At 44.2% G+C, this 15,672-nt stretch carries 16 protein-coding genes; 9 read left to right on the top strand and 7 right to left on the bottom strand.

The genetic code is table 11. The annotated features are described in order from the left end of the window. Nucleotides 1–11 precede the first annotated feature (11 nt). The 4 genes from QUB20_RS01945 to QUB20_RS01960 all read right to left on the bottom strand — a co-directional run bounded on the left by QUB20_RS01945 (nt 12) and on the right by QUB20_RS01960 (nt 4,010). Entirely contained in the window at nt 12–2,726 is a 2,715-nt protein-coding gene (locus QUB20_RS01945; protein WP_333242904.1) for a CRISPR-associated protein Csc3, read from the bottom strand. Nucleotides 2,727–2,785: 59 nt separating this feature from the next. Continuing rightward, nucleotides 2,786–3,214, bottom strand: a complete 429-nt coding sequence (gene hepT, locus QUB20_RS01950) for a type VII toxin-antitoxin system HepT family RNase toxin (RefSeq protein WP_333242901.1) — start codon at nt 3,212–3,214, stop codon at nt 2,786–2,788. Next, nucleotides 3,211–3,666, bottom strand: coding sequence for a type VII toxin-antitoxin system MntA family adenylyltransferase antitoxin (mntA, locus tag QUB20_RS01955; protein WP_333242899.1), 456 nt, complete (start codon nt 3,664–3,666; stop codon nt 3,211–3,213). The genes hepT and mntA overlap by 4 nt, the downstream gene beginning before the upstream one ends. A gap of 137 nt (nt 3,667–3,803) precedes the next feature. Next, nucleotides 3,804–4,010: a hypothetical protein gene (locus tag QUB20_RS01960; protein ID WP_333242896.1), complete on the bottom strand. Its 207-nt coding sequence runs from the start codon at nt 4,008–4,010 to the stop codon at nt 3,804–3,806. A gap of 408 nt (nt 4,011–4,418) precedes the next feature. Here QUB20_RS01960 and QUB20_RS01965 point away from each other — a divergent pair, with 408 nt between their 5' ends. Then, complete coding sequence (locus QUB20_RS01965; protein ID WP_333242894.1) at nt 4,419–5,294, top strand: WYL domain-containing protein; 876 nt, start codon at nt 4,419–4,421, stop codon at nt 5,292–5,294. A 173-nt stretch (nt 5,295–5,467) separates the two neighbouring features. On the opposite strand, the gene QUB20_RS01970 is transcribed toward QUB20_RS01965, so the two are convergent. Continuing rightward, on the bottom strand, nt 5,468–5,683 hold the full coding sequence (locus tag QUB20_RS01970; protein ID WP_190731630.1) for a hypothetical protein: 216 nt from the start codon (nt 5,681–5,683) through the stop codon (nt 5,468–5,470). Nucleotides 5,684–5,934: 251 nt separating this feature from the next. Between QUB20_RS01970 and grxC the strand changes: the two genes are divergently transcribed. Next, on the top strand, nt 5,935–6,249 hold the full coding sequence (gene grxC / locus QUB20_RS01975) for a glutaredoxin 3 (protein WP_333242967.1): 315 nt from the start codon (nt 5,935–5,937) through the stop codon (nt 6,247–6,249). A 118-nt stretch (nt 6,250–6,367) separates the two neighbouring features. On the opposite strand, the gene menD is transcribed toward grxC, so the two are convergent. Beyond that, nucleotides 6,368–8,338: a 2-succinyl-5-enolpyruvyl-6-hydroxy-3-cyclohexene-1-carboxylic-acid synthase gene (gene menD / locus QUB20_RS01980; RefSeq protein ID WP_333242891.1), complete on the bottom strand. Its 1,971-nt coding sequence runs from the start codon at nt 8,336–8,338 to the stop codon at nt 6,368–6,370. A 73-nt stretch (nt 8,339–8,411) separates the two neighbouring features. On the opposite strand from menD, the gene QUB20_RS01985 reads away from it, so the two are divergent. Next, a complete protein-coding gene (locus tag QUB20_RS01985; RefSeq protein WP_333242888.1) occupies nt 8,412–8,711 on the top strand; it encodes an antibiotic biosynthesis monooxygenase in 300 nt (99 codons plus the stop codon). A gap of 52 nt (nt 8,712–8,763) precedes the next feature. Here QUB20_RS01985 and QUB20_RS01990 read toward each other — a convergent pair whose 3' ends face one another. Further along, the gene (locus tag QUB20_RS01990; protein ID WP_333242884.1) at nt 8,764–10,197 is read right to left on the bottom strand and encodes an isochorismate synthase; all 1,434 of its coding nucleotides are present in this window, start codon (nt 10,195–10,197) and stop codon (nt 8,764–8,766) included. Nucleotides 10,198–10,580: 383 nt separating this feature from the next. On the opposite strand from QUB20_RS01990, the gene menA reads away from it, so the two are divergent. The 6 genes from menA (at nt 10,581) to QUB20_RS02020 (ending at nt 15,662) form a co-directional block, all read left to right on the top strand. Further along, on the top strand, nt 10,581–11,477 hold the full coding sequence (gene menA / locus QUB20_RS01995) for a 2-carboxy-1,4-naphthoquinone phytyltransferase (RefSeq protein ID WP_333242881.1): 897 nt from the start codon (nt 10,581–10,583) through the stop codon (nt 11,475–11,477). Between the two features lie 151 nt (nt 11,478–11,628). Beyond that, nucleotides 11,629–11,874, top strand: coding sequence for a hypothetical protein (locus tag QUB20_RS02000; RefSeq protein ID WP_333242878.1), 246 nt, complete (start codon nt 11,629–11,631; stop codon nt 11,872–11,874). Nucleotides 11,875–11,879: 5 nt separating this feature from the next. Next, on the top strand, nt 11,880–12,287 hold the full coding sequence (locus QUB20_RS02005; RefSeq protein WP_333242875.1) for a retropepsin-like aspartic protease: 408 nt from the start codon (nt 11,880–11,882) through the stop codon (nt 12,285–12,287). A gap of 27 nt (nt 12,288–12,314) precedes the next feature. Next, nucleotides 12,315–13,115 carry a 2-succinyl-6-hydroxy-2,4-cyclohexadiene-1-carboxylate synthase gene (menH, locus tag QUB20_RS02010; RefSeq protein ID WP_333242870.1) on the top strand — a complete coding sequence of 267 codons (801 nt, stop codon included), beginning with the start codon at nt 12,315–12,317 and terminating at the stop codon, nt 13,113–13,115. An 11-nt stretch (nt 13,116–13,126) separates the two neighbouring features. Next, nucleotides 13,127–14,164: an o-succinylbenzoate synthase gene (locus QUB20_RS02015; protein ID WP_333242867.1), complete on the top strand. Its 1,038-nt coding sequence runs from the start codon at nt 13,127–13,129 to the stop codon at nt 14,162–14,164. Nucleotides 14,165–14,240: 76 nt separating this feature from the next. Continuing rightward, nucleotides 14,241–15,662: a 2-succinylbenzoate--CoA ligase gene (locus tag QUB20_RS02020; protein ID WP_333242864.1), complete on the top strand. Its 1,422-nt coding sequence runs from the start codon at nt 14,241–14,243 to the stop codon at nt 15,660–15,662. Nucleotides 15,663–15,672 lie beyond the last annotated feature (10 nt).

Consider the following 15,672-nt stretch of genomic DNA (forward strand, 5'->3'; position numbering starts at 1 on the left):
TTTGTATTCTCCTAGTTGTTTGCAGATGTTGATTCCGATTCGGTTTTAGGCTTAAGTTCTTGACCCGCTTCTTTAAAAAAGAACAAGTACGCAGCTTCAAGGGTTTTACTATCAGTTAGCAGTCGTTCAGAACGCGAGTGATAAACCTGCTCAAATAGTTGTTGTAAAGCTTGATAAAACTGCTTAATTTGTTCGTGTTTGGGTCTACCAACTCCGTGTTCTCGAATGCGATCGAGACGGTTGTGATATTGCTGCACTAGGGCGGCAAATACCGTGTCCCAATCCATATGAGATTTTCGCGATCGCACAGCTTTGATAAATGCTGAAAACGGTTCAGTTTGGGCAGTGCGGCGAGAGGAACGACCACACAAATTTGCAACTTGTGCAATGTGTGCCGCTTGCTTGAGATAGCTAGAAACGCGATCGTGTTCTTCTGACATGAGACTCCTCAGTAAAGTATTCAAAGGTTCTTTTATCCGAGACCAAATTGCCTCCAAATTGGGGTCATCTTGTTCCCGCAACAGCCATCGCAGCAGGACGTAATAGAAACTCAGCGGACGATTTGCCGCCCGCGCCAAGTCATACAAACAGTCATCTTTTTTCTGAATACTTGCCACCGAAATAGCTAGTTTTCCGATACAGCGTAGCCGTTCTAAAACTTGCTCTGCCGTGACGGCAGTGCGCCGTTCTTCCTCGGATAAATGACCGTTTCGCCGATACTGGCCGCTGCCTAATAGTGGCTGCAAAGATGACGGAATTCCCTCAACTTTTCCGAAAAAATCCCAAGTTGGTTCGACTTCCAAATTTGCACCCAAAACAAAGGGAAAACCGTCAAATACCAAACTCATTTCCAACGCCAATCTGAGCGATTTCAGCAACGCCACGGAGTTATTAACTTCTCCCCACAGCACGGGAATTGTCACCGTTGAGTTGATAAATTCAGGACGTTTTGGCAGTGCCAACCCAACCATTTTGTTGGATTGAAAAACCATTTCGTTTGCGCGGTAAAGTTTAATTTCGTCAACTGTTACTGTCCCATCTTCATTCTGGGCGGCGGTATTTCTCAGAAAATTTTGCCAAATTGTTCTCAGTTCAATACTCGATCCTTTTGGCAGGGCAAAGTGAAGATATAGCGGGTCTTGTTTGACAGAATTAGGGAAATTTGCACCAACTGCCATCAACTGATAACCCAATGCCGATAAGTTATCTGCCCGCCGTTTGGGTTCAGCAATCATGCCGCCGGGAAGACGATTGGAAAAAGCTTGGACTTTGGTTCCCGGTGGCATTTTCGGGGAACTCAATTCGCCGATTTGTAGCGATGTCGTCCCCAAGGAACAGCGCTGGCGCGGGTTAGCTTCAATGTAGGCTGTGAGTTCATTAAAGCCTTGCCAATTGGCTGGTGTGGAAAAGTTGAGCAGTTGCCGAACGGCATTTACTAATTCTTCAGATACGTCTACCTCTTCGGCTTTGCCGCGCAGTTGAAATGAGTCTTCTAAGGCTGCAAATACCTTTTCTAGCTTCTGTTCGCGATCGCCCTTGATGGATTTTGCAGCAAACAAACAGCGTCCGTACTGCGCGTTAAAGGGTTCCAGTGCCGCCCGCTGTTCTGGGGATAATCCGACTTGCGTTGCAATTCGATCCCAAACCTCCTTGGGGCTGAGTTCGGCGGCCCGATAGCTGAGGTAAGCGGTTTTTAGTCCTTCAGAAATAGCAAATTCATCGGCATTGGAAACTGGATGCAAGCCGACAGCAGCGGCTGCGATAACGGCATTTTCTCCAGCATCTCCGCCATATTTTTCAATATCCTTGGCGACTTTTTCGACTTTGTAACCGCTGGCTTTTTTTAGCAGTAACTTATCTACTTCGTCTAAAGTTGCTTCGGGATTTTGTTGGATGGCTTGCGGGTCGATTTTGATGCCGTCTTTGGTGGCGTTCACGAGTTGTTCGACGTTGCTGCTAAAGACGCGATCGATCTTTTTTTGCCATTTTTTAGCAATGATTGGGCTTAAATCGCCGTCGGGAAAGGCTTCTCCGACAAAAATTTGACCGTTGGGATCGATCGCGAGGGTATGCAAATTGCGATCGTGCAAAACCTCTTCACAAGCTGACAGCAACAGCGAAGTTAAATAACCTCGGTCTTCGGAAAGAGTGACATTAAATAACTGACTAGGACGACCCAAGGCAACGGTTAACTCGGTTTCAACTTTGCGAATGCGCTTATTTTCCTCAATGCCTAAGTCAAATAAGTCGCCCCCAATCAACATCGCGGCCCAACGTTTGATGTTGGGGTCTTCAGGCAAAAAACGCATTCCATCGCTGGCGCTGTGGCCGGAATGGCGTTCTATCAAGCGGCGGACGAGTTCGAGTTCGGCCTCGGTTTGGGCGAATTTGGCAACGCAGGCGCGATCGAGTTGTTGTAGCAAAAAAGGGCGATCGCGTGCCAACGTCTTAACATTGCGTCCGTCGTCTGCCAGCTTATTCAAATCGTGAACGGCAGTCGCGGCCAGAATACAAGCGCGTTTGTCATCGGGAACTCCGGCAATTTTGCTAACCGTTAAAACGAACTGACAAGCCGAATCGAGGTGTTCGGCAAGGGTGCGTCCTTGGCGAGTGCCATACTGTCCGTGATTGGTATGCAGTTGGTAAAGTTGAGGACGGACTTCCCTAAAATAGCGGTGGTCTAAAGTTTGAGGTTCTTCGTCAAAAAGCAGACTTTTTAGTGACATAATTCGCCCTCATCTGTTGATTTTTATGATCTATTTGCTTGAGTTTTAATGGCTATTTTTCAGTTCTTTCTAGAAATGTATTCAGCAACTTGCTCGATGTAAATCGGATAATAGATTAAAGCAACTTGAACGGAATTAAATAACATTACATAATCTATCTCTAAGTACCGATGAGCCAAAATGTTCCGCAGACCTGCTGATTTTACTAATTCTTCACTAACTTCAGGTGTAATAATTCCATAGCTTCCAAGCTTAACAAAAGATTCTCGATTACTATCCGAGTTAACCTTCATTCCACGAGTCAGAATATGCTCGTTAATATCAACTGCTGCCTGAACGATCAACTCCATTATTCTTTCTGAGATTATTTTTGAATCGAAGCTAGCTAGATAATTTTCCAGACTCATCGATTCAAAACGTCTCAATTCGAGCAGATACTCTCCAATAAATTTGAGTCGGGTTAAAACTACTGTTTTCTGAATACTCATACCGACCTCCAATCTTTGAGAAAATTATCAATACTCTGATAAAGTTGACATTCCAGTTCTTGCAATTCCAGCTCGTTCATTAGATGAGTTTTGACAAATTGCTCGAACTGACCCGATTCTTGTTCATAAATAAGTTTGCCATCATGAGCAATAAAATTGGCAATCAGAGGGGAACAGCGATTCAATTCAACGACATCAATTTCATCGCTGTTAATGCTAAAAGCTTCACCCAAAATTCCAGGAACTTCAAACCATGCAAAGCCTCGATTATTGCAAGATTCTTCCCTAAGCTTTTCATCGTAAAGTGCGGCAAAATCCCAATCACTTTTTGCGTGAGTATCACCTCTGGCACGAGAACCAAAAAGAACGAGCATTTTGAGGTAAGGAATTTGTTCGGGAAGTTGTGAAGCAATTTCCTGAAGTTCAGTCAGCGTTGGGGAAATTTGTAGCATGGTTAACTTTTGTAGGGTAAACAAATTCGACGACTAGGACAGCCAATTTTCTGTTGTCAGAATAGTTTGTCTCTAGCACTCTATCTTTAGAGGGGTAGAAAGAGAAAAATTCCTTCAAACCCCCTGACAAAATAGCATTACATCCTATTATTGACGTTCAGCAATAGTCGGTATTCGTGCTGTTGTCCGCTCAGGCGACGTTTCTCAAACTGATAGCCTTGCTTTCGCAGAATGTGCATGGTTGCTGAAAACCGATGGCTAATACTCTCGATTAGCTCATGGGCGCTATGCCATTGCCCATCGGACATCAGCCGAAGCATTTGATTCGGAAGATTATCTGTCATGGTTGTATTTGCGTAGGTTTACAACCAGACCAGCCATGCTCTATTCTAAAAGTTAAGTAATTTAAACACGGGCGAGCTGGCTTTATGTCTGGCTTGCTTTTTACTCTACCATATGTTTTGGGTTAGTACAGCGATAAAGTAATTTTTTTGAACCAATCGATCGCTTTCACGCTAAGATAGATACACAAATGCCTTTCAGGAATTGAAAGAGTACCGCGATCGAGACAATAACCTTGTCTTTCACACAAATACCTATTAGGGCTTGAAAGCCGGAGCTAGTCTCTGGCTTTTTTTGTTGGCTCTAGAATTTGCACAGCAACATTTGTTATCTATGAGATTTGTAATTGCACTAAGATTATATTTACATTTAAAACCCAACCTGTCAAGTATGTAAGTGCATTTAATTTAATGTCCCGCAAAAAAGATACAATTACACTGTCAATTCCTGCCGGAACCAAAGAGCAGCTAGAGGCGATCGCCCTTCGCCTCGGTATCAAATGGGGCAAAAGTCCCAGCGTATCGGGGTTATTGGTCGCGATCGCCCAGCACAAGTTAGAAGTTGGTGAACCCTTCACCCTCAACTCCACCGAAGTCGCAGCCTTACAGCAAGCTGCTAAACTCCTTGTTGATTCAGGCCACCTTCGAGACGCAGAAGTCCTGGCAGCATTAATGTTAGATCGGGGCAACCTTGATGCTCCCCTGCGTCAATCAATTCTGCAACTGGTTAGTCAACCCAGCGAGGGATGGCGTCCCCGCGTGGATCAGCTCAGGAAGGCTCAACAGCCATTTCACCTCCTCTACCGCAATAACCAAGGAGAGGACTTAGAGTACACCGTGCGATACGCCGAGGTGTCTTTTGAAGAAAAACGCTTTTACCTCAACATCTGGTGCGAAGAGACTGATGACATCAAAAATCCCGACTTTGCCGAACTCATCCACAACCGCTGTCTGCGCTTCGACAACATCAAAGCGATCGTCCCTATAAGTGGACACTGGCGGTGCGAAGGCTTAGATTATCTAGTAGTGTACTTACACTTTCGGGGCGGACTGATCAAAGCCTATGAACGCAGAGTGGACAAGGATATTCAGGATGAAGTCTTAGGAGAGGGAAAAACCAAGGTGCGACAAGTTGTGCGGCGCGTCTCTAATCCCTTTTGGCTGATTCGGGAGGTATTCCGTTACGGCGAAGATTGCGTCATTGTGTCTCCAGACAGTGTGCGCGATCGCTTCCAACAAAAACTGATCGCCCTCTGCCGCCAGTACAACCTCGAAATCCGCGATTAAATCAAAAAAAAGCAGCCTGTAAAGGCTGCTTTGACAAATAAACCGTTGTTGAGTTAGAGGAGAAAACTTTATATCGAATTCAAATTACCGCTGTTTCCACTCCTGCCTGAGTTTCCACTATTTTTATCTACCGCTGACTCACCTTGCCTTCAGAACAAAACTTCAAATCCCGATTAGAATGCTGCTGAAAGTTCGTTGACTACTTTCACTCGGCCTCTGAGCACTGCCCGCAGCAAGCGGTTGACACAGCCTCTGTCTTCGTCATTCAGAGAGTCGTCGAAGGTGGCGGCCATCAAACCGTAGCGATCCGCCAGAGTCAAAACGCCTGTATCGGTTACAGAAGCGAGGATTTCAGAGATAGCGCCGGGGAGGAGTTGTACGGGGTGCATGGCAGTGCGGTTGAATTCGATATATTTATCATCTTCTGGTTTCCTCAAAAGATCGGTGATATTAATGAGGCCGCGAAGGTGATTGTCAGGGGTGAAAGCAAGTGATCCGAGTAGAGTAAAGTTGTGACTTGGGTCACAGGGCGATCGCCCGACAGCTTAAAACCCACCTCTGGCAGATGCGCCCATACCAGCGGAATTTATACATTGGGTATGATTTATAAATGAGTTCCACCCTTAGCCCCGTACTGAAAATGCTTGATTTTCTCAATCCCATCTTGGGCCGCAAGCCCGATCGCATCAAAGCCAATGTGGAAATATATACTTGGCAAACCTGTCCCTACTGCATCCGCGCCAAAACTTTGCTGTGGTGGAAAGGCGTAAATTTCACGGAATACAAAATTGATGGCGACGAAGCGGCTAGAAAAGCAATGGCCGATCGCGCTAACGGACGGCGCAGCGTACCCCAAATTTTCATTAATAAGCAACACGTAGGCGGTTGTGATGATATTCACAAACTTGATGCAGAAGGACAGTTAGATCCGCTGCTAGCTCAAGCAGCAGTCTAAATTAGTTAGTCGTGGACGCATAGGTGGTCAGAAACCGGGTTTTTTACCGATTCTAGGGCTGCAACGAAGCATCTCGCAAAAAACCCGGTTTCTCCAATCGCAGTGGCCATTCCTGAAATTACAAACCTTTGGCAAATTTACTTAGATGATCTTGCCGCCATTTAGCATCGGCACGCCTGTCTGTTTGCAATTCTAAGACGCGAATCCCGCTATTTGGCAGCAAATTTAATTTTTCTTTGAACTGTTCCCAATCCTCAATTACCTCGTGTTCCACGCCATAAGTTGCACACAACTGAGCAAAATTTATCTGCTGCGGCGTGGCAAAAAACTCTTCAAAGGGCGGGTCAAATTTGGCAACGGGCAACATTTCAAAAATTCCCCCGCCGTTGTTATTAATTAATATGATTGTCAGATGACCAACAAATTTATTTTTAATTAAAAAACCGTTTGTATCGTGCAAAAGTGTTAAATCGCCTGTTAGCATGATGCTGCTTTGATTGCGGTGAGCAACTCCCAAAGCTGTTGATAATGTGCCGTCTATACCGTTAGCGCCGCGATTGACAAAAGGTTTTATTTCTAAGTTGTTCGGCTTCCAGAAAAACTCTACATCTCTGACGGGCATACTGTTGGCAATAAATATCGGTGTTCCCGGTGGCAAAAATTGGGGAAGCAGCCAGGAAACTTTAGGCTCGATTATGTTGTTAATTGCTGATAGTTTTTGGTCTATTGTTTGTCTGACTTGGATTTCGGTGTTGCGCCAAAGTTGGAGGTATTCGTTTGAGGGAGAGGTTTGAACCCCCCCTAACCCCCCCTTGCTAAGGGGGGGGACTTGACTTGATTTGTCCTTGTTTAGGGGGGGGATTTGAGTTGATTCGCTCTTGTTTAGGGGGGGGATTTGAGGGGAAATAGCAGGGGTTGCAGGGGCTAGAACCCCCCCTAACCCCCCCTTGCTAAGGGGGGGGACTTGAGAGGACTCCTCCTTAAGCAGGGGGGGGACTTGAGTTAATATAGTTGCGAGATTTTCTATGGAGGTTCGCAGGTGAATTGTTTGGCCGTGTAGGGGATCGAAGTTGTGGTGGCTGGGGTCGATTATGTAGCGTTTGGGTTGGGTTTTTTCTAGCCAGTTTCGCAGTTCTTTGCTTGTGGGTAAGTCTCCGATTTGAATGGCGATTTCTGGGGTTAATTTATCTGCTAGTTCGCGGTTTCGCAGGATTAAATCGTAGGTGGAAATGAGATGGGGGTTGAGTTGGGCGTAGTTTCTGACTGGGGATAGTCCTTCTGCTAAAACTGGCCAGTTTAAGGATTTGGAAATTTGGCCGATCGCACTACAGTATTTTTCGGCAAATTGAGGCTGTGCAACGCCTGCAATAATAATCCCTTTGCTGCACTTGTGCCATTGTTGCATGGTACTTTCTTCTCCCCCCCTTAACAAGGGCGGGCTGGGGGGGGTAGAGCTTTCTCCGGCGAAAATGGGTTCTAATCCTGCAAAGAAATCTTCGGGATTGAATTGTGTTTCTAAAGCTTCTACAGCAATGTCTGGAATGGGTATAAGTGGGTCGCGAAAGGGGATGTTGAGGTGGACGGGGCCTGGTGTTGGAAATTGCGATCGTTCCCAAGCATACACGATCGTCTGCCGCAGATAGTCTAGCATTCCTCTGGACGCCGAAGGTATCGCTAATTCGGCTTGCCAGTTCGGATAATTGCCGTATATTTTAACTTGGTCGATCGCTTGTCCGGCGTGACAGTCCCGCAATTCTGGAGGTCGATCGGCGGTGAAGATTAGCAGGGAAATTCGACTTTCTCTGGCTTCTATGATCGCAGGATAAAAGTTGGCTGCGGCGGTTCCCGATGTGCAAATTAGTGCGGTTGGTAAACCGGATTTTTTGGCGATTCCTAATGCAAAAAAGCTGGCTGAACGTTCGTCGAGTATGGGAATAGTTTCTATTTTTTTGTTCTGGGCAAAGGCTATTGTTAGCGGTGCCGATCGCGAACCGGGACAAATCACGGCTGTAGTTAATCCCAACCGCTGCAAAGTTTCTGCTAATACGGAAGCCCAGACGGTATTTGTGTTGCGAAAATCTATTGGCATTGCTAAATTTGAGTAGCTCAACTCTGTATTGTGCTAGGATATTATACCCAAATAATTGTCAGGATACATTTTTATGATTCTTGAGGCGGTTGTGCTTAATGTAAAATCTGGCTGTGAGGGTGATTTTGAGATAGCTTTTACAGAAGCATCCAGTCTGATAGCGTCTATAGATGGATATTTATCTCATGAACTTCATCGCTGCACAGAAGTTCAAGGAAAATATCTATTATTGGTGAGATGGGAAAATTTAGAAGCTCATACAATTAGATTTAGGAATTCCGCTGAATATCAAGAGTGGAAAAGAATGCTTCACCATTTTTACGATCCTTTTCCCATAGTAGAACATTTTGAGGAGGTGAAAATTAAACATTAACACAGACTCAATCAATTAGCCAGACAACTCTACATTCTGCACATTAGCTGAATTAAACTAAAGCATTTAAAAGTGGTTGTAATTTGAGCTGAATTTCTGCTAGTTCTTTTTCCGGTTCCGAACCCGCCACAATACCGGCACCAGCATAGAGTATAGCCCGATCGCCGTCGATTAAAGCCGATCGAATTCCCACAGCAAATTCGCCGTTGCCGCTGCGATCGATCCAGCCGAGGGGTGCTGCGTACAAAGAGCGATCGCAGCTTTCGCAGCGGCGAATTTGTTCGAGGGCAATATCTCTCGGCACGCCCGCTACCGCTGGGGTTGGATGCAGTTGAGCTAAAATCTTTAATAAATGAATATCAGGGGGAATTTGAGCTGTGATGGGTGTCCACAAATGCTGAATGTTTGATAGTTGCAGCAGTCTGGGCACTGGGGAAAATTTGGGAGTTATGCCGAGTTTAGACAGGCGATCGACAATAAAGTCAATCACGACTTGATGTTCGCGAATATCTTTCTCGCTTTCTAGCAATCCCTGGGCTAATTTCGCATCTCCCGCCTCAGTTTTTCCCCTCGGTGCTGAACCTGCTAAAGCATCTGTTAATAACTGATTGTTGTGAATGCTAATTAAGCGTTCTGGACTAGCACCGATAAAATTTTGTCCTTTGCCGTTACTGGTTGAAAATACATAGCAATCTGGATAGCTGAGGCGCAAGTTGTTTAATGAATCTATTAAACTGAAAGGGGTTTGAGCAATCACATTAATTGCTTGAGATAAAACAATTTTACTAAAATATTTAGATGCGATCAATTCTAAAGCAGACTTGACTGATGCTTTGAATTGATTAGCATCATTGACGGGGATTTGTTTCAAAGATATCGAACTGTCGATCGCAGTAGTTAGTTTATGGTATTTGCGAGATTCAATTTTATCAAAGGTTTGCCAAATATTTTCCGCAATGTTTTTAACGTTTTGATGTTTTTCTATGATGGCATTTGCGACGAGAATGCAGCTATCTTTCTGTCTGGTAATTTGCCATTTTGGTAAAAATATGGTGGCGGGCGGAAAGTAAGAATTAGCAGCAATGTTCTCATCAAAAAAAGCAAAGCTACAAAAAAAGTGAGGCCCGCTAAATGGCAAGCGTTCCGCACCAATGGTAATTGTATTGGCAAGTGTTGAACGAATAAAGTTTTGAGCTGCCACAAATCGATCTGTTCCTGCTACGGTGAGATGGATTGCCGAATCAAGGGCGGCAATTGCAAAACTTTTGCCGACAATGGGGTCTCTTTTTTCAAAGTAAAAGTGCCGTTGACAAGGTTCGGAAATCTCTTGCAGTACAGCTAGCGGATCGAGGGGATAAATTTCCTGAGAAATACTAACTATTTTTGTGCGTTCTTTCTCGGTTAAAGACTGCTGGCAATTTAACAGAAACTGATGCAGTTGATTGCGGTCTTGCAAGAGATTAGCGCGGTGCGGTATTACTGTCATGAAAGCGAGAATAGCAGATTTGTCAGATAGAGTGTGGGTTTGTCCGGCTAAAACCCCTATTTCGATCTAAGCACGGGAGGGCGATCGCAAAACACGACCTTTTGAGTTTCCCTCGCTGTTTGGGCTCTGTTGGGGAAAAAAACCGACCGTCGGGCGATTGATCGAAACATTTAGACACAAAACTTTAAGATCGATCGGCTAAATTTCCCAAAAGTCGATCGCCCCCCGCAGAGGTTTACAGACGGGCTACTTGCGCTGTTTGAGTGCCGCCACAGCCTCTGTGTGGATGTCAGCCGCGCACTCAACCCGATCGAGAGTAGACTTTGTTCACCAATAAAATTGTAAAATTACTAAACTGCTATCAATTGAATCAAGTTTGTGTGATGACAACAAAGTTAATTGAACGTCCAAATAGTAAATTGTGGCTAGCGGCAATCAAGCCGCCCATGTACAGCGTTGCGGTAATTCCTATTTCAGTAGGAACAGCAGTTGCTTTTGCCGAAACTCAAACGATTAATTCGTCAATTTTTTCGACATTTTTAATGTCAGCCATTTTGATTATAGCATGGCTGAATCTCAGCAATGATGTATTTGACTCGGAAACAGGCATCGATAAAAATAAAGCACATTCTCTAGTTAACTTAACCGGAAATAAAGCTTTAATTTTCGGGCTGGCCAATCTGTTTTTAGCAGTCGGAGTGTCGGGAATCTGCGCCATAAGCTGGTGGCAAAAAGACCCAACAGTAATTTTGCTGGTAGTTTTGTGCTGTGCTCTCGGCTACACTTATCAAGGGCCTCCGTTTCGTCTTGGCTATCAAGGTTTGGGAGAAATTATTTGCTTTTTCACCTTCGGGCCGCTAGCCTTAGCCGCTGCTTATTACAGTCAAACTCAAACTTGGTCTGCCACTAATTTTGCAGCGTCGGCAATCGTGGGAATTACTACGAGTATCATCTTATTTTGTTCTCACTTTCATCAAGTTGAGGACGATTTAGCGGCGGGTAAAAAATCCCCAATTGTTCGACTCGGTACGAAAAAAGGTGCTCAGTTGTTGCAGTGGTTGTGCGGCAGCGTTTATGCTTTGACTGTGCTATTTGTGGCTTTGGGAATGTTCCCCATTTGGACGCTGTTGATTTTTGGGAGTTTGCCATTTGCGATCGACCTTTGCCGCCATGTCACAGACTATCACGACCAACCGGCAAGGGTCAGCAACTCTAAGTTTATCGCAGTTACGCTGCATTTTTCGAGCGGACTGCTGCTGGCGTTGGGGTTTGCTTTGTAGATCGGGCGATCGAGAATTCCGGTAAAATTGAGGTATGGTTTGCTAAGTTGAGGGAGTTCGTGGAGTTGGCAGAGTTGGGTGACTTCTCAAAATCTTCTTTAATTTAGCAATCCGTACCTCACATTGAATCGTAAAACAGGAGAATTAAAGCATGAGTACGCAAACAGAAATCGGCAAAATTATGAGTTTAGAAGAAATTTTTAGCCTCTATCCTGATGAGTGGGTACTCATCGTCAATCCTGAATTAGATGAAGAATTCAGCGTGATTCGAGGTGAAGTTTTAGCCCATGCAACAGAACGCGATGAAATTTACAGTAAGCTTTCATTAAGGAATGGAAAATCTGTCGCAATAGAGTATACTGGCTCGATACCTGATAACATAGCAGTGATGTTGTAACGAAAATGCCAGCTTATCAGAAAGTTTACCGTTTGTTGCGTTATGGCCAAAATTTGCTAGCCGTGCAAGCAACTGTTGGCAGTAGAGAAGGGGGCGATTTTGTGCGGGTGCGTTTATTGGTAGATACGGGCTCTAGCTTCACAATATTGCCAGTTCAAGTATTACAAAATCTGGGTTATGATACGCGCAATCCTTTACGCAGGCAAGAATTAGTTACAGGTCAAGGAAGAATCTATGTTCCTGTAATTAATGTATCTTGGTTTAATTGCGTGGGTCAACTAATAGAAAATTTTGAGATAGTTGCCCACGATATACCGCCAAATCTTCGTATAGATGGTCTTCTTGGTATGGACTTTCTCACTCGTTTTCAGGCAGTCATCTCTGTTGGCGATGCGGAAATTAGATTTCAGTAAATACGGCAATTATAATAAGAATTGTATATGGAGAAATTTAAAAATTATCAATTTCACTATTCCTTAACTGGCAACAGAAATCAGCAGACAATTTTATTTTTGCATGGATTCACGGGCAACAGTCAAAACTTTAGCAGCGTCATTTCCTTACTTTATAAAAGTTATTGCTGCCTAGCAGTTGACCTTCCCGGTCACGGAGAAACCAGAGTAATCGGCGACGAAAGTTGCTACAATATATCAAATACAGCCCAAGCATTGATACACTTATTAGATGATTTACAAATAGGCAAATGTTTGTTGTTGGGCTATTCAATGGGCGGGCGATTGGCACTTTACATGACATTACATTTTCCAGAAAGATTCGAGAAAGTAGTGTTAGAGTCAGCTTCTCCGGGATTGAAGACAGAAAAAGAGCGATCGCACCGCCGACAAGCCGATTTACAGCTAGCACAAAAGCTGGAAAATAGCAACATTAAAGATTTTTTATTCAACTGGTACGATATCCCTTTATTCAAATCTTTAAAAAACTCTCCTAACTTTGACAAACTCATAGAAAGCCGCTTAGCAAACAATCCCTTAGAATTAGCCAAATCCCTCCGCAACATGGGAACCGGCAACCAGCCATCTCTCTGGGAAAAACTCGCACAAAATCAAATCCCCATCCTCTTGCTAGCGGGAGAATATGATGATAAATTTATAAATATAAATACCGAAATGGCCAGCTTGTGTCCGGCGGCTACTCTGGAAATTGTACCCAAAGCTGGTCACAATATCCATTTTGAAAATATTGATAAGTTTGGATCAGTTGTGAGACAATTTTATGATTAACTAAAAAACTAATGCTTTATCAATTCGAGTTTCGCACTTATCAGCGAAAATTTAAGCGCCCCTTGCAAACAAGTCACGGCATCTGGGATATTCGCGAAGGAATTATCCTGCGACTTGTAGACGAAAATAATCGAATTGGTTGGGGAGAAATTGCCCCTTTGAGTTGGTTTGGTTCCGAAAGTTTTGAGCAAGCTTTAGATTTTTGTCACCAGTTGCCGGGTAATATTTCATCTGAGATGATTTTCGCTATTTCCGGTGAATTGCCTGCTTGTCAATTTGGCTTTGAGTCAGCACTATCAAACAAGAAAAATTCGCCCCCCCCAGCCCCCCCTTGCCAAGGGGGGGAGAAAAGCGAAAATTTAACTTACCTTTCCCAAAAGGGGGAGAAAATGCAAAATCGGTTCAGCGGTTTATTGCCAGCAGGAGAAACAGCTTTGCAGGCTTTACCAATACTTTGGTTAGAGGGATATCGCACGTTTAAATGGAAAATTGGGGTGGCTGCAATTGAACAAGAATTAAATATTTTTCAGCAGCTAATCGAAGCAATGCACAATTTGTGCGATCGCGAAAAAGCATTTTTGCGGTTAGATGCCAACGGGGGACTCAGTTACTCGCAGGCTAAAACATGGCTGGAAGCTTGCGACAAGGTAAAAGCAACTCCCGACTTTTCCGCAGACATTGAATTTTTGGAACAGCCGCTGCCAGTAACACAGTTTCAGGAAATGGTAGAATTGAATGCTATTTATACAACTCCGATCGCCCTAGACGAATCTGCCGCCAACCTCGATCGCATCCAAGAGTGCTACAGCCAAGGCTGGCGGGGAATTTTCGTCATTAAACCTGCGATTGCTGGTTCTCCATCCCAACTGCGAAAATTTTGTCAAACTCACAATATAGACGCTGTTTTTTCATCAGTATTTGAAACCGAAATCGGCAGACAAGCAGCATTAAATTTAGCAACACAATTGTCTTTAAATAATAGAGCACTCGGCTTCGGCACCGATTCCTGGTTCGATGACAATCATTCGATTTTAGATTTTAGATTTTAGATTTTAGATTACTTCCACGACTAAATCAAGCGGGTTAGGTAATTGTTTTGAATCGAGAAACTTGGTGAAAGCATCTATGGCAACAAATCTAACAGTAAATATTCGGGATCTCGCGTGTGGCTTGCCTGATAATTGGCTCATCGGTTGTGACAGTCGCGAATTTGCCCGAATTGTCGATCGGCTATTTCAAGAAATCACCCAAAATCCCGCACAAAAAACACCCCCAAAAATTTGCCTCGCCGAACCAGAACCCGTCCAATTTCTGGCCAGTTTCATGGCCGCCCGCGCCGCCAAATGCCCGATTTTTCTCTGCAATCCCAACTGGGTAAAACCCGAATGGCAACAAGTCTTTGATTTAGTTCAACCAGACTTAATTTGGGGACAATACCCGCTTCCCAAAAATCCCCATATCCCAGTCCGCGAAGGCGAACTTCGTTTGTATAGCCGCGAATTCCATTCGCCGACTCAAAACGGTTTTGATACAATCATGATTCCCACCGGCGGTTCTTCAGGAAAAATCCGTTTTGCCATCCACACTTGGGAAACACTAACCGCATCAGTACAAGGTTTTCAACAATATTTTCAAGTTGACAAAATCAACTCGTTCTGCGTTTTGCCATTATACCACGTCAGCGGTTTAATGCAATTCATGCGTTCTTTTACTAGCGGCGGACAACTGGCAATTCAGCCATTTAAAGAATTAGAAAATGGTAAAATATGCGATATCGAACCCGAAGAATTTTTCATTTCTTTAGTTCCAACTCAACTGCAACGGCTGCTGCAAAACCCAGATACAGCTAATTGGCTTGGACGGTTTCGTGCCGTACTTTTGGGCGGTGCTCCGGCTTGGCCGGAACTTTTAGGAACAGCTAGAAACTATCAAATTAAATTAGCGCCTAGTTATGGCATGACAGAAACCGCCTCGCAAATTGCTACACTAAAACCCCAAGATTTTCTCGCTGGCAATAACAGTTCGGGTAAGATTTTACCGCACGCTAAAATAACTATTCGCAGTGCCAATGGCGAGATTTTGTGCGATAATCAAATCGGCAATATTGCGATAAATGCTAAATCTTTGGCGTTGGGTTATTATCCTGAACAATTTGGCGATAACCAATACTTCCAACTAGATGATTTGGGATTTTTCGATAAAAATAACTGCTTAAATATCGTCGGACGCAGCAGCGACAAAATTATCACAGGCGGAGAAAATGTATTTCCGGCGGAAGTTGAAGCCGTTGTGCGATCGACTAATTTAGTTGCAGATATTGCTGTAATTGGCTTGCCAGACAAAGATTGGGGTCAAGTCGTTACAGCTATCTACGTTCCCGCTAATTCCGAGGTGACTGTCAAAAATCTGCAAGCGGCAATAGAACATAAGTTGAGCAAGTTTAAGCGACCGAAATATTGGGTAGTCGTCGAACAATTGCCGCGCAATTCTCAAGGCAAAGTCAATCGAGAACAATTGCAAGAAATTGCGATGTGTCATCGTCGGTGAATCGATAGAA

The organism is Microcoleus sp. B4-C2 (assembly GCF_036705265.1).
In the GTDB taxonomy this organism is placed as follows: domain Bacteria; phylum Cyanobacteriota; class Cyanobacteriia; order Cyanobacteriales; family Microcoleaceae; genus Microcoleus.